Here is a 20,922-nt window from a genome sequence, read left to right as displayed (position 1 = left end):
CTTATCCTCGCTTACGATGAATCGTGCTGTTTGATATGGCGTTATTACAGCAAGCACTTAAGGCATTTTGCGGGAGTAAAAATGGCAATCTGGCGATCAATAATGGCAAAAAAATGGCAATTTACGTTTCATACGCGAACAGGGTTTTCTCTGCACACAGTTTGGGTATAGTCATCACAACGTAAGTAAGAAGACAGAGTTATGAAACACATCGCGATAGTGGAAGATGAAGCGGCGATCCGAGAAAACTACGCCGATGTTATCCGCCGCCAGGGTTACCAAGTCCATACCTACCAAGACCGGCCCAGCGCGCAAGCGGCCTTTGAGCGGCAATTGCCCGATCTAGCAATCATTGATATTGGCTTAGGCAGTGAAATCGATGGTGGTTTTGCTCTTTGCCAATCCCTCCGCGCCGTGTCGGCGACGGTGCCAATTATATTCCTCACCGCCCGCGACAGTGATATTGATACCGTGGTTGGTTTGCGGATGGGCGCGGATGACTATCTCACTAAAGATGTTTCCCTCCCACACCTCATGGCACGTATCGCCGCATTATTCCGGCGCTCTGATCTTTTGGCACAAACCCCCTCAAAAGAAGATAAGCGTCTCCAATGTGGTCCTCTTTACCTCGATCTTGATCGTATGCAGGTCTATTGGCATGATCAACTGATTGATCTCACCGTGACCGAATTTTGGATGGTGCACGCCCTCGTCAAACGACCCGGGCATGTTAAAAGTCGTCAAGCACTCATGGATGAAGCACATGCTGTGGTGGATGACAGCACCATTACCTCACACATTAAACGAATTCGTAAGAAATTCATGGTCGTTGATGAACAGTTTGATTGCATCAGTACCGTTTATGGCATGGGCTACCGTTGGGATGAGGCACCCGAATGATCGCGAAGTTACACTTGCTTGCCCAACAATTATGGCAACACATCGCGGGTATCCGTACCAAGATTGTGGTGCTATCGAGCTTTTTGCTCCTATTGCCCTACCTGGGTTATCAATATGTGTGGGAGATGGAAAACGTCTTACGACAGGGACAAGAGCAGACTTTGATGGGTACCGCGCGCGCTTTCGCCATGGGGATGAACGACAGGCCCAGCTTGTTTTCCTATCGAGACATCCCCTCTCAACTCAACCCAGGAAAAGATCTGCACGCGTTTCGCCTCAATCATCCAATCACCTTGGACGGTGACTTAGGCGACTGGCAGCGCGACCGCCACCATCAACGCCACTATCAGCGTGATGGGCTTATTTTTAACCAAGGTCCCTACCACAGCGACCAATTGGCATTATCTGTGCTCACTGGGAGTAATGGAGATGCCGTATACTTTGGCATCACAGTGACCGATGCCAGTCCTACCCCAGCACAGCGTACCGGCGATATCACCAGCCAAGATCACATGATCTTGGCGCTCACTTCCCGCCAAGGTGCCTTTTATCGTGTTGCGCTCAGCCAAGACAGTAACAGCAATAATGCTCACATCCGTCACCTGACCAGTGGACTACCCACGTTAGCTGACAAGACCTCGACAGAAGGCCCGGCTCAGCCCCTACCTATTGCTGCAAAATGGCAACAGACAGACAAAGGTTACAGCATTGAGGTGAAACTCCCGGCAAATTGGGTCGGCCAGCAGCTGGCTCTCGCCTACTATGATCGCGGCAATGGTTTCGAGCGGCCACTCAACGCTATTATTGGCAGTGCTTCAACGCGCGCTCCCACCTCATTAGGCAGCTTTATGATGCCCTCTGCGGCTATCCAATCTCTGATTGAGCGAATGAATAACGACGCCTCGCGGGTTTGGGTAGTCGACAAACACAGTCGCGTGCTCGCCAAAGACGGCGATATTCAAACCTCCAATGGCGTTTGGCAGCCTCAGTCACCCTCAGACCAAACAGAGGGGTTGATCCCCTGGATAACCGACACACTACTGCGCCCCTGGTATGACCGCTTGCTCGTGACGCCACCCGATCACTTTGTCGACGCCATGCAACAAGCATCCATCTACCAAGGGGTGCAAGCACAGCAAGCATTACAAGGGCGGCCTTACGCAGGCTGGCGCAGCTCAGACGACAATCAAGCAATGATTTTATCGGCCGCTTATCCCATCTGGCTTAACGACCGTGTCGCCGGTGCAGTGATCGTCGAAGAGACGACCAATGGCATTCGCAGCTTACGTAATGAAGCGTTAGAAACCCTGTTTTCAGTCATGCTGGCGGTTATATGTACCGGCGTGCTTTTACTGCTCTTGTTTGGATCGCATATCGCTAAGCGTTTACGTCGCCTCCAGCACGAGGCCGATCATGCAATCGATAGCCAAGGCCGGGTCACCGGGCATATCACCACCACACATAGCCATGATGAAATTGGTCGACTGTCACGCACCATGGCCGATATGGTCAGCCGAATTGCCGGGTATAATCACTACTTGGAGGCCATGAGCTCACGGTTATCCCACGAGCTACGCACACCGATTGCCGTGGTGCGCTCCTCGCTTGAGAACATGGCCTACACCCAGGAAACCCCCGAGCAACTGACCTATATTAACCGCGCGCAAGACGGTGTTCACCGCTTAGCGGGCATTTTATCGACGTTAACCGAGGCCACACGCCTAGAACAGAGCTTTGATAACGCCGATAAAGAGATGGTGGATCTCAATGCCCTACTTGAAGGCTGTACCCAAGGCTACCAATTCGCTTATCCAGATAAGGCCTTTACCTTAAGCCTTCCCCACCACACGGTAAACGTGTTAGGTGTCCCTGATTATCTGGCACAGTTACTCGATAAGCTTATCGCCAATGCGGTGGAGTTTGACAACGGCGCCGCCCCCATCGCCTTATCGCTGTCACAAAATGCGCATCAGGTCGCGATGACCGTCAGCAATAGCGGCCCATTGCTTCCCGAGCATATGCGCGAGCAATTGTTTAACTCTATGGTCAGTGTCCGCCCTGAAGGTCACGGCGCGGATAAACCGCACCTTGGCTTAGGGCTGTATATCGCACGGTTGATCGCTGACTTTCATCAAGCCGATCTTGTCGCTGACAACCGGCCACAACAAGATGGAGTGACACTGTCACTTATTTGGCCCAATACACAGTTAATGACACACTGATTGATCTCAACCCTATTGGCCCCAATACTGACTAATAGTGCCCGACACTGATAAGGGCCCGCACTTTTCATGGGGTCACACATAACGTGACGCCCCGAGCAAGGAGCCAATATGATTGAATTTTATTCTGCCGCGACACCCAACGGCCAAAAAGTTGCGATTGCACTAGAAGAGATGGGGCTGGATTATCAACTACACAGCGTTGATTTGATGGCAAATGAGCAAAAACAGCCTGACTTCTTAGCCATCAACCCCAACGGTCGCATTCCCGCGATTGTCGATAAAGCCAATGGCGACTTTCCGGTGTTTGAGTCCGGGGCGATTTTACTCTATCTCGCAGAAAAAACGGGGCAATTCTTACCCAGCGAGCCCAAGGCACGCTCACAAGCCATTCAGTGGCTGATGTTTCAAATGGGGGGCGTAGGGCCAATGATGGGGCAAGCCAATGTCTTCTATCGTTATTTTCCTGAAAAAATCCCCGCCGCCATTGAGCGCTATCAAAAAGAAGGCCGCCGCCTGCTTGAAGTGGTGGATAAGCAACTGCAACAGCATCCTTACTTGGCAGGGGATAGCTATACCATTGCCGATATGGCGACCTGGCCATGGGCAAGGATTCACGAATGGAGTGGCGTTGATGTCAGCGGATTAGACGCACTCAGCGCGTGGCTCGATAAACTTGCTGCGCGCCCTGCTTGTCAAAAAGCCTTACTCACCCCCGCGCCCAAAGAGGCAACGGACGACGAACGTGCCGAACAAGTACGTGGCATGGTGACGCGATAGCAAAATCGCTATACTAAATCGTGATCTTAGGTACCAGACAGGCAGCGTATCCCGCGGCCTGTCTGTCATTTATTTGTGTTGAGGAGCTCGCGTGTTAACACCTTGCATTGGTCATTGTCGACGTGAAGACGATATTTGCGTCGGCTGCAAACGTACACTTGATGAAATTGTCCGCTGGGGAAAAATGACCGACGATGAGCGCGAATCCATTATGGCGCAACTCCCCAAACGGCCCGAGCCTACCTCTGCCGTTCCCTCTTATCGGTCACGAAACTCGTTCAAGCGCCGCACTGGCTGAAGGCGCAAGCGGCTTACGATACTCAATGATCACCGTGCTTCCTTCATAATGCACGGCTTCAATCGCCCCATCGACAATCACTTTACTGGTGACGAGCACGTCTTGATCAACCTGTTCACGATTGCGCAAGCTCGGTATGACCTTGTTCGGCTCCACCCCCATTGCTTGGCAAAACGCAAACACAAACCGACTATCGAGCACGGCGTCACCATGAATGCACCGAGAGAAGCTAAGGTGACTGATCTCAAGCTTTTTTGCCATTTCTATCTGGGTAATCCGAGCTTTAGCTTTATAAGACATCCATGTTTCGTACAAAGCCTGTCTGTCTTGGTCATTAAAGGTCATCACGGTTTCCACTGGCTATCATTTAAAAGCATCCAGCCTAGCAATCCTGTTACCTATAATGTCAGCACGGGGTAAACGGCGAGTAAATCTTGCTGGAATCGTGCGGCTCGGTTAGGATCCGAGAGCCCTGATCAGATAAGAGATGTGCTATGGACGTCAACTTGGCGAATCTACCTGCCGACGAGAAACAAAAAATTGAACTCGATAAACAAGCTGCCTACGCCGTATGGAAGGTAGTCAATAACCAAGCCCCACAAAGCCTTTACCAGCAAGAAGCCAGCGCCTTAGTCGGCTGGCAACGCGAGGTGTATCTCGCCAGTGTAGAAAAATACCGTGCGCAACCTGACGCTTTTATCATCCCTGAGGCCCCTCCCTCCGAATAAGGTTTCACCAGCACCCTCACACTGGTGCTGGAACCTGTCAGTCAGCGTACGCCACACGGTTTTTATCGCCGAGCGCATCGCGCCATCCCTTCAGGCGTCTCAACGCCTTGCCACTGTTTGGTTTTATCTCACTTGCTGCGGATAAATGCTTAAAATAAGGCGCTTAGGTCAGTAAGCATCTTACACGCGCGTTTAAAATCCGAACGCCTGTCTTTTTTTTCTAACAATACCTTCATTAAAAGCGCGCTAAAATGTCATACATTTTTCACCCCCTCACCTAGCAAAAAATGAACACTCGCCCTATTGTTATTCTTATCAAGAATTCTTTCTTATTTGGCAGATAGACGCCATATAAACTAATTTCTAATAAACGTTGGCTGGGTGACTCCTTGGTGGGCAACACAAAAATCCGCACAAAAAAGCGGACATAACACGCTCATCAAGCACAGGAAGCACCCTTACTTTTTAGACAGGCAAACTCGCGCTCAGTAAGGGGTAATCGCTATGACCTTAGGGTTTAAATCTCGCATTATTTGGGGGGTAGGACTGCTCGTCACACTCTCACTCGTGATCCTCGGCTCAATTAACGCACTGTCGCTGCGTGACAGAATGGTTGAAGCCTTGGTCACCCAAACTCAAAATAAACTCGATCATCATGTCATCGAGTTAGAGCAGCTGGTGCAGTCTCAGCTCACTGCGGTAGAGCAAGGTGCCGGCCACTTCTCAACCGATCTCACCGGTCAGGAGAATGTGGCGCAAGTGCGAATGCTGGCAGATACCGCCGGTATTGCTAATGTCATCATGACCTATGAAAGCGGCGATTCGTACATGTCAAACCACAATGGCAATGGCGTGACCACCAGCGAATATAACTTCCGCAATCGAGATTGGTATCGCACGGTTAAATCCGACCAGGCCATTCACTTGACGAACATTTACACGGACAAGGTCACCGGTGGAAAAGTGATCAGTGCCGTTGCGCCTGTGTTTGAAAACGGCCAGTTTATCGGGGCACTCCTCGGTGATATTCCGTTAGAAGATGTCATCACTCAAGTCAGTGACATGCGCTTTGCAGGGGGCGCGGCTACACTAGCGGATCAAAACGCGGTGTTTTTCGCGAGTGATGATCCTAATGATATCGGCAAGACCCCCTCGCAGGTAAGCGCGAACTTTGCACAGATGGAAAGCATGTTCCGCAGTAGCGAGCAAGGTCATCTTACTTTCCCCTATTTAGGCATTCAATTTGATGGCTATTTCCAACGGGTCAACTTAACCGAAGACAGGTATTGGACCCTGATGGTCTTTGTTGACCAAAAAACCGCCCTGGCCGGGGTTCGCGATGCACAAATCGATTCTGTCGGAACAGGCGTGATACTGCTCATCGTCAGTCTTGGCGCGATTTATGCGATTATTCAATTTTCATATCGCCCCTTACTCAAACTCAAAGAAGCGGTGCTGGATCTGTCGCGTGGCGAAGGGGATCTCACCGCTCGTCTCGATGTGAACGGCAATGATGATTTGGCGCAAATCAGTGACGGCTTCAACCGCTTTGTCGAAAATCTACAAAGCATGATGTTGAGCGTCGCCGAGTCCAGCCAAGCCATTTCAGCCAATATTAGCCAGCTTTCGCAAACCACCAGCGAAAATGAGTCCGTATTGGATGCTCACTCAGCTGAAACCGAGCAAGTGGTTACTGCCATCACTCAAATGAGTGAAAGCGCGAGAAACATTGCAGAAAATGTTTCCCAATCGAACAGTATCACTGCCTCGGCAAGTAAGGAGGCAAGTCAATCACTTAAAGTGGTCGACAATGCGGTGATCACGGTCAGTGCCTTAGTGGATGAGGTGGAAGAAATGTCGGGGCGGATCACTAGCATGAACAAAGATGCGAATCGAATTAGTGACGTGCTGACAGTAATTGGCGAAATTTCTGAACAAACTAATTTGCTGGCATTGAATGCCGCCATTGAAGCAGCGCGCGCTGGCGAACAAGGACGAGGCTTTGCGGTCGTCGCCGATGAAGTGCGTGCGTTAGCCGCTCGCACACAAAGCAGCACCACGGAAATTTCCGAAATGCTTACCGCGTTACTCGATGGCACTTCGAGTGTGGTCGAGGCCATGGAGAAGACCAAAGAGCAGTGTCAGACCACCGCAGACAAAACCTCGGAAGTGTCTAACAGCTTGACCATCATGAGTTCGTCTGTCACCGAAATCGACGATGTGAGCACCCAAATTGCGACAGCGACTGAACAGCAAAGCTCTGTCGCTGAAGAGCTCAGTAAAAACATGCTGTCGATTCGCGATATGGTGAATAAGCTGGTAGACAGTGGCAATCAAACCACGGCGGCCACTCAATCCCTCACCCATTCAAATGAGGAGCTGGATCGCATGGTGCATAACTTTAAATTGCAGTAAATCGCCAAGGCCAGACCGCGACGCGAGTGAGTATGGCTGACGTTCACTGAATCAGGTAGCGAGACGCTGCCTGATCCCCATTGGGGAGGATTGTTTTTATGTCTTGTTCCTTACCAACACACGCCTTAACCGCGACGTTTACACAACAATACCAAACCATTCGTCAGCACTTTTTCAATCGAGACCCTGATCGTTGGCCCGTCTATCGGACGCCAGAACTGGCTCATTGGTTGGAGAACGGCATGCATCCTGCGGTGGCCGACGCTGCGCATCCATTTAGTCAACAAACGCATGTTCCCGAACGAAGTGATATTAGCGCCAAGACACTGCCTAACCTAGCACTGCAAGCCGCCACCTACTCCAAAGATTGGACATCGCCCCGTGCCGTGGAAAACGTGATCACGGCGCCGTGTGACCCCGCGATACATGGGGCATTACTGGCGACGATGGCTAATCCCAACTTGGTGTATAGCGAATACGCGGGGATGTCAGTTGAACTAGAAAAAACACTCGTACGTCAAGTCGCAAACTTGATTGGCTATGATCCTGACCAGGCAACCGGGATCTTTACCCAAGGCGGGACGTTCGGCAACTTATACGGCTATTTAATGGGGCTAAGAAAGCAGTTCCCGCTATCAGGCCAGCGGGGGTTCCAAGGACAAGACTTCCGCATGATTAACTCGCTGGCTGGCCATTATTCCAATATGACCAACCTCGGCTTACTGGGCACAGATATCCCCAACCAAGTCCTGCGTATTAAAGTGGATGCCAACAACCGGCTTGACTTGGATGACTTTGCCTATTCGCTCAATCATTGTTTAGCAGAAAAGATGCCGGTGCCCACCATCTTGCTGACCTTTGGTACCACAGACACGTTCGCCATTGACGACATTGAACGCGTCTATCAAATCACAACACGCGCCTGTGAGCGTTTCAACACGTCGGTTAGGCCACACATTCACGTCGATGCGGCCGTGGGCTGGCCATTAGTGATGTTCAACGACTATGATTTTGCCGCCAACCCGATAGGGATCAACGTGGCGACACGGAATAAACTGCAAGCATTAATACCCCGTATTCGCGGGCTACGCTTTGCCGACTCCATCACTATCGATTTTCAAAAGTGGGGGTTTGTACCCTATACCGCCAGCTTGGTGATGTTCAAACAGAAAACGGACATGGAACATCTTAAGCAAGATCCGCATTACTTTTCTTATTTTGAAACCAGCAAAACGCAGCAAACGCATTTGCAGTCAACAATAGAGTGCTCGCGTGGTGCAGCAGGCGCCTATGGGAGTTATTGCGCCCTCAATATGTTGGGCAAACGTGGTTATCAGACCATGATTGCGCACAGCCTGCAAAATGCCGAGTATTTAAAAGCCCACCTAGGCGCCCTCCCCCATTGCAAGATCGTTGCTGGTGATAACCTGGGCCCTACGGTGGCATTTCGCCTCTATCAACCTTCCCCTACACTGGATGTAAATGTCATGTTCCAGCAAGAACAAACCTTGCATCAAGTCGGGGCGCGCATTGACAGCATTACCCAACATAGCCTGTTTCACCGTCAGCACTTTCTCGAGCGGCAAGGTAAAACGCTGCAAACCAACTGGGTCGAGTCCATTGCACACACGGAGTTTGACCCCAATGGCCAATGCCTATTTATTCCTGGTGAAAAAGCGGTATTTTTAAACCCTTACACGCGCTACACACACATTGATGAGTTTGTGGCTTCACTATGCCCCGAGCACGCAGAGCAATTGGTTTAGTTACCAACGCCAAAAGTGCGGCATAAACAACGCCAGCACGGTGAAGTACTCCAAACGACCGAGGATCATGGCAATGTTTAGGATCCAGATCCCTGTGTCTGTCACAGGCTGGAAGTTACTCCCGACTTCACCAAACCCTGGCCCAAGCACATTGATACAAGCGACTACGGCGGTAAATGCGGACCAGAAATCAAGCCCTGTCATCATCATCAATAGGGTAAACACACCTGTGGTCAGCGCTGCTAGCGACATAAACGCCATTACCGCTTGGGTCACATCGTTCGAGACCACCTTATCTTGATAACGGATGGGGATGATCGCGGAGGGGTGTACCAATTGATGCAATTGGCGACGAATGATTTTAAAGGTAACAATATCGCGAATAATTTTATTGCCGCCCGCCGTTGAGCCTGAGCACCCGCCAAGATAGGCACAAAACACCAGGAATAAGGCGGTTGCCGCTGGCCACGAGCTTAGATCCGCTGCCCCAAACCCTGTACTGGTAATGAATGAAACCACATGAAACGCTGCAAAGCTCAGTGACATCCAGAGCGATTCGTAACGGGCTTCACCATAAAGGTAAAAGCCCAGTACCAGAGATAAGCAGGCCACTACAATCAAAAACACGCGTGACTCTTCATCATCGATATACAGCTTTAAACCGCGCCAACCGATACGGAAAATGCGAAAATGTAAACCAAAGTTGATCGCCCCCAACAGCATAAAAACATTAGAAATCATTAAGATAAGGTGGCTTTGAAAGTGCCACATGCTGGCATCGTGGGTGGAGAATCCTCCCGTTGAGACGGTAGAAAAGCTATGTGCGATCGCATCGTACGCGCTCATCCCGGCCATATAATAGGCCAGCGCACATGCGATGGTGATCACCACATATACCCCCCACAAATAGTGGGCTGTTTTTGAAATGCGGGGGGAGAGTTTTTCGTCTTTGATTGGTCCAGGTGTTTCCGCTTTTAATAGCCGCATGCCACCCACATTGAGCATCGGCAATACCGCAACCACGAAGATCACCACGCCAAGGCCCCCCATCCATTGTAAAAACTGGCGGTAGAGCAAGAACGAAGCAGGCATAGTGTCCAGGCCACTCAAAATGGTGGCACCCGCCGTACTCAAGGCACTGATCGACTCAAAGGTGGCATCGGTAAAATTGACCCCAGTGACCAGCTCGATCGGAATACCGCCAAGCAACCCCACCAGTATCCAGGTCAGCGTCGAAAATAGTAGAGCATCGCGAAAAGTGACCTGATTGAGTTTGCTTTGCCGAAAAAGCCACGAGATGACCAATGATGAAATCATCATTAGCAAGGAAGGGTAAAAGAAATCGGTTGAGACACCATCGCGGAAAATAAAAAGCGATAAGAGTCCAAAAACAAATTGGACAACACCCATCCATAAAATAGGCATGCCCAGAAGACGCAGGGTATTTTTAAAGTTAATCATGACAGAGGCAACTCATCATTAACACGCTCGTGGTTTATCGATCCATCGCCACCACGCGTAGCGACAAACAGTGGCGTGACGCTTATCACCTCACCGCTTAACTATATCGGTCTTGTTCCAGAATGTCATGGTGGATTAAAGACCTCATATCTACGTCGTTAATACCCTGCATACAAGGCATTACATCGCAGACACGTTATAAAAAAGCCGGGCATCACTGCCCGGCTTCCTACTTTTACTGTGCTTGACGACGTTCGCCGCGCGCAGAGCCACCACGACGCTCGTTGCCGCGGTCACGATTGAAACGACGTTCGCCACGGCCACGTTCATTGCGGCCACGACCACCGCCATTGCGGTCACCACCGCGACGCTCGCGCATGATTTGACCTTCAACACGCTGTGCATTGGTCTCTTTTTGACGAATACGCAGTTTTTGCAATTGTGCAAACACGTCTTTCGGCATGGTTTTAGGCAGCTGTACAAACGTGTGTGCCGGTGCCAGTTTAATCGCGCCAATGTTTTGCTTGTTTAAGCCAAGCTCATTGGCAATTGCGCCGACGATATCTTTAACTTGTACACCTTGCTCACGACCCACGTCCAACTGATAAGTATCCCAATCAGCCGGATTAGTATCACGACGGTCAGTACCATTTTGACGATCGTCACGACGACGTTCACGGCGTTGTTTCTCACGCTCCATCGCTGCAATCATCGGGTCTGGGCCTTTGTAGAACAATGGACGCTTGCCTTGCTGGCGTTGCAGCAACATCGCCGCCAAAGTGGTTGCATCCACGTCAATATCGTTTTGCAGTTGCTCAATCAGCTCAACGAAAGGTGCCATGGCATCGCCATCTTTCTTCTCAGCCAACTCGCCCGCTAGCTGAGCGACACGCGCTTCCGCCACTTTATCGCGGTTTGGAAGCTGAATTTCTTCCATTTTGGTCTGCGTGACACGCTCAACCGTGCGTAGCATGCGCATTTGGTTAGGACGCACCAACAGAATCGCTTTACCGGCACGGCCTGCACGCCCCGTACGACCAATACGGTGAATGTACGATTCGGCATCAAACGGAATGTCGTAGTTAAACACATGAGTGATACGCGGCACATCAAGGCCACGTGCCACGACGTCGGTCGCGACCAAAATATCAATCACACCACGCTTTAAGTGATCAACCGTGCGCTCACGCAGTGACTGTGGGATGTCCCCATGCAATGCCGCGGCTTTAAAACCACGCGCTGATAACCAGTCGGCAAGGCGCTCAGTATCTTGACGGGTACGCACAAACACGATTGAAGCGTCGGTATCTTGCGTTTCTAGCAGACGGCTCATGGCTTCGTCTTTTTCAACGCCTTTAACCACCCAGAACTGCTGCTCAACTTTTTCAACGGTGCGATTACTTCCCGCCACATCAACACGCGCCGGTTCACGCAAGAAGCGGTCAACAATTTGTTTAACGATAGGAGGCATGGTTGCCGAGAACAGGATACGCTGTGCACTCTCAGGCGCTTGCTCCATGATCCAGGTAACATCGTCCACAAAGCCCATTTTGAGCATTTCATCCGCTTCGTCGAGGATAAAGGTATGCACTTCGTCAAGCTTCAAGCGATCGCGGTTGATCAAATCTTTCACACGCCCTGGTGTGCCCACCACGATGTGCGCGCCGCTTTTTAGCGCTTTCATTTGGTCAACAATCGATGCACCACCATAGATCTCAAGCACTTTGAGGCCTTTGATGTTCTGTGCCAGCGTCTTCATTTCCGCCGCGACTTGGATAGCAAGCTCACGCGTCGGAGCCATAATAATAGCTTGTGGTTTACGCTGGCTTAGATCGACTTTGTTCAGTAGTGGCAGCGAAAATGCAGCGGTTTTACCTGTACCGGTTTGTGCTTTACCAAGTGCGTCACGGCCTTCAAGAAGGACAGGGATGGAAGCGGCTTGAATTGGTGTCGGTGTTTCAAAGCCCATTGAGTCAAGCGCAGACAAAAGGGTGTCGGCCAGATCTAACTGGCGAAATTTGGTTACAGATTCTTGCATTGGGATCCCAATCTATAGAGTGTAGCGAAACGGGGCCCCTCAAGCGTTCTGCTCAACCATGCAACACTGTCTTTCATGCAGTGACAGTCACCAGCGCCATGGGCCTCGGTCATTAAGGATGTGCATTCTGCGCTATTTACACCAAAAAAGCCAGAAAAAGTTGAACAAGTTCACAAAATTTGCGGCGTGTGGGCAGGTTTATAGCAATTTGTTCACAGAGGCATCGAAATCCGTAGGTATTCCCCGCACTTTCCATGCATTTAAGTCAGGTCACAGGATTTTAGTGCCACGGGTTGGTTTTGAAACAGTGAATCCGTATAGTGTGGCGATCCGTTTATCGAGACCCGAGTTATGTTTCAAGACAATCCCCTGCTAGCACAGCTAAAGCAACAGATCCAAGAAACCTTGCCCAAAAAAGAAGGCCAGGTAAAAGCCACCGAAAAAGGCTTCGGCTTCCTCGAAGTTGATGACAAAACCAGCCTTTTCATTCCGCCTCCTTATATGAAGAAAGTGCTTCACGGTGATCGAGTAGAAGCCTTTGTTCGCACCGAGAAAGACCGCGAAGTGGCTGAGCCGGATACGCTGGTAGAAGCCAGCTTAGATCGCTTTATTGGCCGTGTGCAGTGGATCCGTAATCGCTTAAACGTCGTCCCCGATCACCCGCAAATGAAAGATGCTCTGCGCGCTAAAACGCAGCGTGGCTTGTCGCAAGACAACCTGAAAGAAGGTGACTGGGTCGTGGCGTCCCTCATCCGCCACCCACTGAAAGGCGATGACAACTTTATGTGCCAGGTCAGTGAAAAAATCACCGATGCGGACGATAAAATTGCCCCTTGGTGGGTCACGCTGGCCAAACACAACTTGCCCAACCAAGAACCAGCGCCAAAAGATGCGTGGCCATTGTTGGAGCAAGGGCTAGAGCGTCGCGACCTGACTGATTTACCGTTTGTGACCATCGACAGCGAATCCACCAAAGACATGGATGATGCTCTGTATGTAAAAGCTAACCCGCAAGGTGGCTTCACCATGACAGTGGCTATCGCCGATCCAACAGCATACATCGATGCCGATGAGGCGCTTGATCAAGTCGCTCGTGACCGTGGGTTCACTATTTACTTGCCTGGGCGCAACATCCCAATGCTGCCTCGTGATCTCAGTGATGACTTATGTTCACTGCGTGCAAACGAAAAGCGCCCAGCACTATGCTGCACCTTTAATATAGATGCTGATGGCACCATTGCCGACGATGCTGAATTCTTCTCCGCTTGGATCCAATCACACGGTCAGCTTGCTTACGATAAAGTCTCTGATTACATCGAACTCGGTGAACAAGCGCAGTGGCAGCCAGAGAGCAGCGACATTGCGGATCAAATCCATCAATTACATCAATTTGCGCTAGCCCGTATTCAGTGGCGTGAGACGCATGCCGTCACCTTCCCCGACCGTCCTGACTACCGCTTTGAACTCAGCGAAGATAACGATGTGATTGCTATCCACACCGATCAGCGTCGTATCGCTAACCGTATCGTGGAAGAGTCAATGATCAGCGCCAACATCTGCGCGGGTCGAAAGCTTCGTGACGCATTCGGGTTTGGTATCTTTAACACACACGCCGGCTTTAACAGTGAAAAACTCGACGACGTGGTCGAGCTAGTAAAAGCGCATGACGGCGAGGCGGACAGCGAAAGCCTAGCCACCGTCGAAGGCTTCAGTGCGCTCCGTCGCTGGCTAAACAGCCTAGATACCACCTATCTCGATAATCGCTTACGCCGTTTCCAAGCATACAGCGAGATTGGCCATGAGCCAGCGCCACACTACGCGATGGGCCTAGATGTCTACGCCACGTGGACATCACCTATCCGTAAATACGGCGATATGATTAACCACCGTTTGCTCAAAGCGATTATTCGCGGCGAAACAGAGGCCAATGCCCCTGCCGATACCGTGGGTGAAGAGCTTGCCGGCCACCGTAAACATCACCGTATGGCTGAGCGTGATGTCGCTGACTGGCTATACACCCGCTTGCTCAAGCCAGAAGTTGAAGCGCAAACCCGCTATACCGCTGAGATTTTTGACATCAACCGGGCCGGAATGCGTGTACGCTTGCTGGAAAACGGCGCGCCTGCCTTTATTCCATCATCGCTGATCATCGATAACAAAAGCCGGATTGCCTGCGATAAAGAAACAGGCACAGTCACTATCGACGGTAACGTTGAGTTCAAGCTCGGTGATAGCCTAGAAGTGGTGATTGCCGATATTAAAGAGACAACGCGCTCGATTGTGGCCAAGCCGACCCAGGTATTTACCCTGCCTGAGGGGTCACAGAGCGAATAAACGTGTTCTCGCTCTAACCACGCACATCATGCGAAACGTCAGCAGAAAGCCAAGCCATCGCTTGGCTTTCTTTTTGCCCCCAAAATGATAATCTAATCATTAAATTAAAGAGACTCGCTAGACCATTGCTGTTATCACATTCTGAGCGTCAGGCCATCCCCTAACAAGCGATCCGTGGTAAGTTAATGGTGTTACCTCAACCCAATAAGAGGTTTCATGGGATTTTTGCGTTCATCCGTGGTCCGTATGGGGACGCCCATTGTTTTACTGCTGCTGCTTGCCGTGAGCTATCAACCCTTGATTGCTGCGCTAGCCCCCTATTACAACTTAATTTACGCAGCGCCGTATTTTCTGTTATTCACCGCACTACTTTTAAGCCACTTATTCAAAAGCGCCCGTGTCGGTATGATGGTCGTGATCTTATTGGTGGGATACACAGTGATCCTTACGCGGCTGCAATCGCCACTCAATCACGGCACAACCTACATGGAGTACTTGCTGCTCACCGTCGCCCTTCCGATTAACTTGCTGTATATGATCATCGTGCGCGATCAAAAACTCACCTCTCGGTTTGGTCTGTTCTTTTTCCTCGCGATTGGTATGGAAATTGGTTGGTGCGGCCTTTTGGTGCAGCAATTCGGTGAACTCTCCACCTATCTCCATCAGCATCCGGTATTAGTCAGAGTGACCGCCGTTAGTCCCATGCCGCTGCTGCTGATCGTGTTGCTCTCGATTTTGGTCTGTGTCAGCACCATTCGACTGTTGCGCAAAAATAGCATTGAAGATCATGCCGCCTTCGTCAGTGTATTATGCGGTGTCACGACCTTGGTGTTTTTTAATGTGCCTTTCATCTCTTCGCTGATATTTTCATTGGCCGGCGTGTTATTGATTGCCAACCAAGTCTCGCTAAGCCACCAACTGGCATTCATTGATGGGCTTACCGAAATTGCGGGGCGTCGCGCACTTGAAGACGAGCTCAAACACCTAGGCAGACAATACACGCTCGCCATGCTGGATGTGGATCACTTTAAGCAATTCAATGATAAATACGGTCACGAAACCGGCGATGATGTTCTTAAGCTCGTTGCCAAACATATGGCACATTGTGAAGGAGGCGCCAGTGCCTTTCGCTACGGCGGTGAAGAATTCACCCTGCTATTCAAAGGAAAAACCACCGAGCACTGCTTGCCGTTTCTCGACGCCCTACGTGAGGACATCGCCAACTACCCTTTGATACTGCGTGATGAATCTCGTCCTCATGATGACAAGCAAGGCCGACAAAAGCGTGGACGCGCAAGCGAACAAAAGCCCGTTAATATTACTGTCAGTATTGGCTTTGCCGATGCCTCACAAGCCGACACGCCCGATGAGGTATTGCAGTTAGCGGATAAAGCCTTGTACAAAGCCAAAGAAGCAGGGCGCAACTGCATTAAGGGCAGCGTATGAAACATGTTTTAGTGATACCTTTTTTAGCCTTGATGTTAGCAGGCTGTGTCACGCAGCGTGACGCGGCAACAACATCTGATATGCCTAGTTCGGACAGGACGATTAGCGATCAAGCGCTAGACCAAGCACTTACCCAACTTTATCGTCAGTGGCAAGGCACCCCCTATCGGTGGGGAGGCACCACGCGGCAAGGTATTGATTGTTCCGCTTACACCCAACACGTGTATCAATCAGCGCTCGCTACCCCACTACCGCGCACCACCCACGGCCAAGCAAAAACCGGCTATGCCATTGATTATCAATCCGCACGCCAAGGGGATCTGGTGTTTTTTCATATTCGCCCCGGCCTTCGTCATGTGGGCATCTTTCTGGGTGGACAGCGTTTTATGCATGCTTCCGCCTCAAAGGGCGTGACAGTGTCACGGCTAGATAACCCTTATTGGCAAGCGCGCTTCTGGCAATTCCGTCGTTATTTCTGAGGCGAGGCTTTTACCGAGTCAGCCAGTTCGCAACAGGGTTGATACCGCGGACACGTGACGACATGATCATTGACCATGCCGAGCGCTTGCATCAGCGAATAACAAATCGTCTCACCCACAAATTTAAAGCCGCGCTTTTTCAAAAAACGGCTCATGGCGCGGGACTCGTCCGTCGCGGTAGCGACATCGGCATCCGATTGGTGATGGTTTACAATGGGCACGCCGCCGGTAAACTGCCAAAGGGCTTTAGCCAATGAACCGTACTCCTCCACCAGCGTCACCGCCGCCTTGGCATTGGTAAATACAGAGGCCACCTTCAAACGATTACGGACAATTTCATGGTTGGCCATGATCTCAGCGATATTCGGTTCGGCCACGTTCGCGAGTTGGTAAAAGTCGAAATCGAAGAAAGCCGCGCGATAAGCCGCACGCTTTTGTAAGATGAGGCGCCAACTCAACCCAGCTTGAGCGCCCTCTAAACAAATGAATTCAAAAATCAGCTGATCATCAAATGTCGGCACACCCCACTCGCTATCGTGGTATGCCCGCTCAGCTTCACTGTGTTGTGCCCATTGGCAAATGTCCATCTTTTCCCTCACCCTTGTCATACAATCGTTGCGCAGCCGTTTTGTTGCTTGTGGCACGAAATCAGCGGCTTAACCTTGCAAAAGCTATCGTTTCGCTGAATATCACGCTATCTTTGATCGCGATAAGTTCATGAAACGTAATAAAACCGTTACTCCCTGTTGTTGATGACATCCATAAACAGAAAGGAAAACGCGTGACAAAAAAGCATCTCTTGATCACTGGCGCCGGGCAGCGTATCGGCTACGCACTTGCCTGTCACTTTCTTCACCAAGGTCATCAGGTGACCCTATCTTATCGCACCGAACGGCCTCAAGTGGCTGACTTACGTGCACGCGGCGCACACTGTCTCCAAGCCGACTTTTCCTCTGATGAGGGCGTTTACGCATTTATCGAGTCGCTCGATGCGATGCATCCGACCTTCGATACCGTAATACACAACGCATCGTCGTGGGACAGTGAAACGCAAAGCCAAGATATTGCCACGTTATTCGATAATATGATGCAAATTCACGCCAAAACGCCTTACCTCATTAACATGGCCGCGTCACGCTGGATGCAGCAGGGCGATATTATTCACCTTACCGACTATGTCGCGCAAAAGGGCAGCGCTAAGCATACCGCCTACGCAACCAGCAAAGCGGCGCTAGAAAACCTGACGCTCTCCTTCGCGCAAAAGCTTGCGCCACATATTAAGGTGAACAGCATTTCACCTGCGCTAATCATGTTCAACGAAGGCGATGATGACGCCTATCGTGACAAAGCTCGCCGTAAATCGATTTTAGGCACTGTACCGGGTGAACAAGAGGTAGTGAATGCCTGCGAATTTATTCTCGCCAGTCAACATATGACCGGCCAATCTATCAAGCTGGATGGCGGACGCCATCTCATTTAATTTTGTGACCAGGGAAAGATTATGAACGACGCTGTCATTAAAGTAACCAACCTGCGCCTGCGTACTTACATTGGTTTTAATCCCGACGAGCAAGAGAAAAAACAAGATGTAGTGATCAATGTTGAGATCCACTATCCCGGCCACAAAGCCTGTGAAGAAGACAACGTAGATGATGCACTCAACTATAAAGTGATCACGAAAGCGATTATCGATTACGTCGAAAATGGCCGTTTTTTATTGCTGGAGAAGCTTGTGGCAGGCGTGCTAGACATTGCACGTGACCATCACTGGGTGCGCTATGCGCAAGTCACCATTGATAAGCCTCACGCACTTCGCTTCGCTGATTCCGTCTCTCTGAGCTTGAGCTGGACCGCCGACGAGTCCTAACCCAGTCAAGAGTTCGTTAGAATTATTCGAACATCTTGTTCAAGGGGAAACGGTTCTGAATTACCATTCACCCTATATACTGTGTTGGCATAGTGAAAAGGAGCAGCAACGATGACAACGAAAACGGGCTACGATCTGATAATGCGTACGCTACACTGGCTATCAACCATTGTGATCATTGGTCTTTTCGCTGTTGGGCTTTGGATGGTCGATCTCAGTTATTACAGCAGCTGGTATCAGACGGCGCCGCATTGGCACAAATCCATTGGGTTATTGCTCGCCCTTGCCACCTTGTTTAGGCTCGTGTGGAAAGCGACACACACCATGCCTGCTGTCGAGGGCAAAGCGTGGGAGCGTAAAGCGGCAACGGCTGGGCATCATACAATCTATCTGTTGCTAATCACTTTGTTTGTCTCCGGTTATCTGATCTCAACATCAGATGGGCGAGGGATAGATGTCTTCACTTGGTTTACCGTGCCAAGCGCCGGTGAGCTTTTCCCCAACCAGTCAGATATTGCTGGGGATGTACACTACTACGTTGCCATTACCTTGATTGTATTGGCCGCTGGCCATGCAGTCATGGCACTTAAACACCACTTTATTGATAAAGACAATACGTTACGGAAGATGATCGGAGGAAACTCGAAATGAAAAAACTCATGTTAGCCATGGGAATGAGCGCCGCGACACTCTTATCTGGGCCTGCACTCGCAGACACTTATATGATTGACACCAAGGGCGCACACGCCTCGGTCAACTTCAAAGTGCCACACCTAGGTTACAGCTTTATCAAAGGTCGCTTTAATCAGTTCGACGGCCAGTTTGAATTCGACCCAGACAACATTGGCGCATCCAGTGTCTCTGTCACTATTGATACAACCAGTGTCGATTCTAACCACGCCGAGCGTGATAAGCACATTCGTAGCGGTGACTTCCTGGATGTGGGCGAATATGGCCAAGCATCCTTTGAAAGCACCAAGGTAACCGACAACGGTGACGGCTCGATGACCATCGCAGGCGATCTGACCTTGCATGGCCAAACCAAGCCGATTGAAATCGACGCAGAACTGGTTGGCCACGGTGAAGATCCATGGGGCAACTACCGCGCAGGCTTTATGGGTAACACCCGTCTTGAGCTCGAAGACTTCGGTATTCCTACCATGGGCCCTGCCACCTACGTTGATATGGAGCTTCACGTAGAAGGTATCCGTCAGTAATCGGCCTTCAGTCGATATCATGATTAAGCCTCGTATCGTCCGAGGCTTTTTTGTCGCAAACTGAAACCCAATCGTCATAGTTGTTGTCTAGGATGGACGGCATGAAAAACAATCAGCAATTGGCTATGACTGCACCTATCAACATCGCATTTTTTGATCTCGACGAAACCCTGATCGCCACCGATACCAAACAAGCGTGGCTGGATTATTTATACCAACAAGGGCACGCGTCGAGTGATCGAGTCGCTCAAGAGCAGCAAGCCTATATCGACTTTAAAAAGGGTCGAATTAACCTTGAACAATATATGCACGTTCAGCTTACCCCACTCAAAGGCCGCTCAACCCAAACGGTCGATGATTGGGCCACGGACTTTATCGATAGGTTCGTCGCCCCAGTGGTGGTTCCGCAAGCGTTAGAACGCATTGAATGGCATCGCAACCGTGGCGACCACTGCGTGCTGGTTTCTAATACCGCCGCACATTTAGCAAGACCGATTGGCGCATTACTCAAACTCGACACTGTGATCGCAATTGAGCTCGAAACCATTAACGGTGTTTATACGGGCAGTATTTCTCATTGTGTACGTGATTTTCGTGGTAAGCATGACTATATGCAGGCATGGCTCTCTGACCGCCACGACACCGTAGGTCACACCTACGGCTACAGTGATTCGCACTGGGATGTGCCGCTTCTCGAACAAGTTGATAATGCGTTTGCAGTGAACCCCGATCCACACTTAAGTCTGCACGCACAAAAGAAAGATTGGACCATCATGGAGTGGGCGAGACACGATACCATTCGCGATTAATCTGTCATGCACCTTACGTGCAAATACACAAATGCAATCTCTCACGGGCGCTATCGGCGTCCTTTTTGACAATACCTACTTGAGAATGATTATCATAACCGTTATCTTTAACTTATGATCGGCTGGCGGCACCGCGCCGTAGTCACACGCATCGTTAAAGAG

General features: G+C 50.5%; 19 protein-coding genes. 15 read left to right on the top strand and 4 right to left on the bottom strand.

The window, feature by feature from the left end:
* Window positions 1-201: 201 nt before the first annotated feature.
* The 4 genes from pdsR to BZG25_RS08885 all read left to right on the top strand — a co-directional run bounded on the left by pdsR (window position 202) and on the right by BZG25_RS08885 (window position 4,200).
* On the top strand, window positions 202-900 hold the full coding sequence (gene pdsR / locus BZG25_RS08900) for a proteobacterial dedicated sortase system response regulator (RefSeq protein WP_077607234.1): 699 nt from the start codon (window positions 202-204) through the stop codon (window positions 898-900).
* Complete coding sequence (gene pdsS / locus BZG25_RS08895; RefSeq protein ID WP_077638896.1) at window positions 897-3,122, top strand: proteobacterial dedicated sortase system histidine kinase; 2,226 nt, start codon at window positions 897-899, stop codon at window positions 3,120-3,122. Before pdsR ends, pdsS begins: the two co-directional genes overlap by 4 nt.
* Window positions 3,123-3,233: 111 nt before the next feature.
* The gene (locus BZG25_RS08890) at window positions 3,234-3,902 is read left to right on the top strand and encodes a glutathione S-transferase family protein (protein ID WP_077638895.1); all 669 of its coding nucleotides are present in this window, start codon (window positions 3,234-3,236) and stop codon (window positions 3,900-3,902) included.
* A gap of 91 nt (window positions 3,903-3,993) precedes the next feature.
* Window positions 3,994-4,200 (top strand): DUF1289 domain-containing protein, encoded by a 207-nt coding sequence (locus BZG25_RS08885; protein ID WP_077638894.1) that lies wholly within the window; start codon window positions 3,994-3,996, stop codon window positions 4,198-4,200.
* Here the strand turns inward: BZG25_RS08885 and BZG25_RS08880 are convergent.
* A complete protein-coding gene (locus tag BZG25_RS08880; RefSeq protein ID WP_241828681.1) occupies window positions 4,168-4,500 on the bottom strand; it encodes an XRE family transcriptional regulator in 333 nt (110 codons plus the stop codon). The genes BZG25_RS08885 and BZG25_RS08880 overlap by 33 nt on opposite strands.
* A 194-nt stretch (window positions 4,501-4,694) precedes the next feature.
* On the opposite strand from BZG25_RS08880, the gene BZG25_RS08875 reads away from it, so the two are divergent.
* From BZG25_RS08875 to BZG25_RS08865, 3 genes are all read left to right on the top strand, one after another.
* A complete protein-coding gene (locus BZG25_RS08875) occupies window positions 4,695-4,928 on the top strand; it encodes a DUF3283 family protein (protein WP_077638893.1) in 234 nt (77 codons plus the stop codon).
* A gap of 504 nt (window positions 4,929-5,432) precedes the next feature.
* Window positions 5,433-7,343: a methyl-accepting chemotaxis protein gene (locus tag BZG25_RS08870; protein WP_077638892.1), complete on the top strand. Its 1,911-nt coding sequence runs from the start codon at window positions 5,433-5,435 to the stop codon at window positions 7,341-7,343.
* A gap of 98 nt (window positions 7,344-7,441) precedes the next feature.
* The gene (locus BZG25_RS08865) at window positions 7,442-9,109 is read left to right on the top strand and encodes a pyridoxal-dependent decarboxylase (RefSeq protein ID WP_077638891.1); all 1,668 of its coding nucleotides are present in this window, start codon (window positions 7,442-7,444) and stop codon (window positions 9,107-9,109) included.
* Here BZG25_RS08865 and BZG25_RS08860 read toward each other — a convergent pair whose 3' ends face one another.
* Complete coding sequence (locus BZG25_RS08860) at window positions 9,110-10,570, bottom strand: TrkH family potassium uptake protein (RefSeq protein WP_077638890.1); 1,461 nt, start codon at window positions 10,568-10,570, stop codon at window positions 9,110-9,112. It lies immediately after the preceding gene.
* Between the two features lie 235 nt (window positions 10,571-10,805).
* Complete coding sequence (locus BZG25_RS08855; RefSeq protein ID WP_077638889.1) at window positions 10,806-12,608, bottom strand: DEAD/DEAH box helicase; 1,803 nt, start codon at window positions 12,606-12,608, stop codon at window positions 10,806-10,808.
* A gap of 351 nt (window positions 12,609-12,959) precedes the next feature.
* Between BZG25_RS08855 and BZG25_RS08850 the strand changes: the two genes are divergently transcribed.
* The 3 genes from BZG25_RS08850 (at window position 12,960) to BZG25_RS08840 (ending at window position 16,867) form a co-directional block, all read left to right on the top strand.
* Window positions 12,960-14,942 (top strand): exoribonuclease II, encoded by a 1,983-nt coding sequence (locus tag BZG25_RS08850; RefSeq protein ID WP_077638888.1) that lies wholly within the window; start codon window positions 12,960-12,962, stop codon window positions 14,940-14,942.
* A gap of 216 nt (window positions 14,943-15,158) precedes the next feature.
* On the top strand, window positions 15,159-16,388 hold the full coding sequence (locus BZG25_RS08845; protein ID WP_046075926.1) for a diguanylate cyclase: 1,230 nt from the start codon (window positions 15,159-15,161) through the stop codon (window positions 16,386-16,388).
* Window positions 16,385-16,867, top strand: coding sequence for a C40 family peptidase (locus BZG25_RS08840; protein ID WP_077579311.1), 483 nt, complete (start codon window positions 16,385-16,387; stop codon window positions 16,865-16,867). Before BZG25_RS08845 ends, BZG25_RS08840 begins: the two co-directional genes overlap by 4 nt.
* Here BZG25_RS08840 and BZG25_RS08835 read toward each other — a convergent pair.
* A complete protein-coding gene (locus tag BZG25_RS08835; RefSeq protein ID WP_077638887.1) occupies window positions 16,858-17,454 on the bottom strand; it encodes a DNA-3-methyladenine glycosylase I in 597 nt (198 codons plus the stop codon). The genes BZG25_RS08840 and BZG25_RS08835 overlap by 10 nt on opposite strands.
* A gap of 194 nt (window positions 17,455-17,648) precedes the next feature.
* Between BZG25_RS08835 and folM the strand changes: the two genes are divergently transcribed.
* The 5 genes from folM (at window position 17,649) to BZG25_RS08810 (ending at window position 20,760) form a co-directional block, all read left to right on the top strand.
* Window positions 17,649-18,347 (top strand): dihydromonapterin reductase, encoded by a 699-nt coding sequence (folM, locus tag BZG25_RS08830; RefSeq protein ID WP_046075929.1) that lies wholly within the window; start codon window positions 17,649-17,651, stop codon window positions 18,345-18,347.
* A gap of 21 nt (window positions 18,348-18,368) precedes the next feature.
* Window positions 18,369-18,734: a dihydroneopterin triphosphate 2'-epimerase gene (gene folX, locus BZG25_RS08825; RefSeq protein ID WP_046075930.1), complete on the top strand. Its 366-nt coding sequence runs from the start codon at window positions 18,369-18,371 to the stop codon at window positions 18,732-18,734.
* Between the two features lie 111 nt (window positions 18,735-18,845).
* A complete protein-coding gene (locus tag BZG25_RS08820) occupies window positions 18,846-19,385 on the top strand; it encodes a cytochrome b (RefSeq protein WP_046075931.1) in 540 nt (179 codons plus the stop codon).
* The gene (locus BZG25_RS08815) at window positions 19,382-19,951 is read left to right on the top strand and encodes a YceI family protein (protein ID WP_046075932.1); all 570 of its coding nucleotides are present in this window, start codon (window positions 19,382-19,384) and stop codon (window positions 19,949-19,951) included. Before BZG25_RS08820 ends, BZG25_RS08815 begins: the two co-directional genes overlap by 4 nt.
* Before the next feature lie 101 nt (window positions 19,952-20,052).
* Complete coding sequence (locus BZG25_RS08810; RefSeq protein WP_158010254.1) at window positions 20,053-20,760, top strand: HAD family phosphatase; 708 nt, start codon at window positions 20,053-20,055, stop codon at window positions 20,758-20,760.
* Window positions 20,761-20,922 lie beyond the last annotated feature (162 nt).

It is taken from the genome of Salinivibrio sp. ML198 (assembly GCF_001996015.1).
In the GTDB taxonomy this organism is placed as follows: Bacteria; Pseudomonadota; Gammaproteobacteria; order Enterobacterales; family Vibrionaceae; genus Salinivibrio; species Salinivibrio siamensis.
Note: the sequence above shows the minus strand (reverse complement) of the source record. Positions and strands in the feature narration are given on the sequence as shown.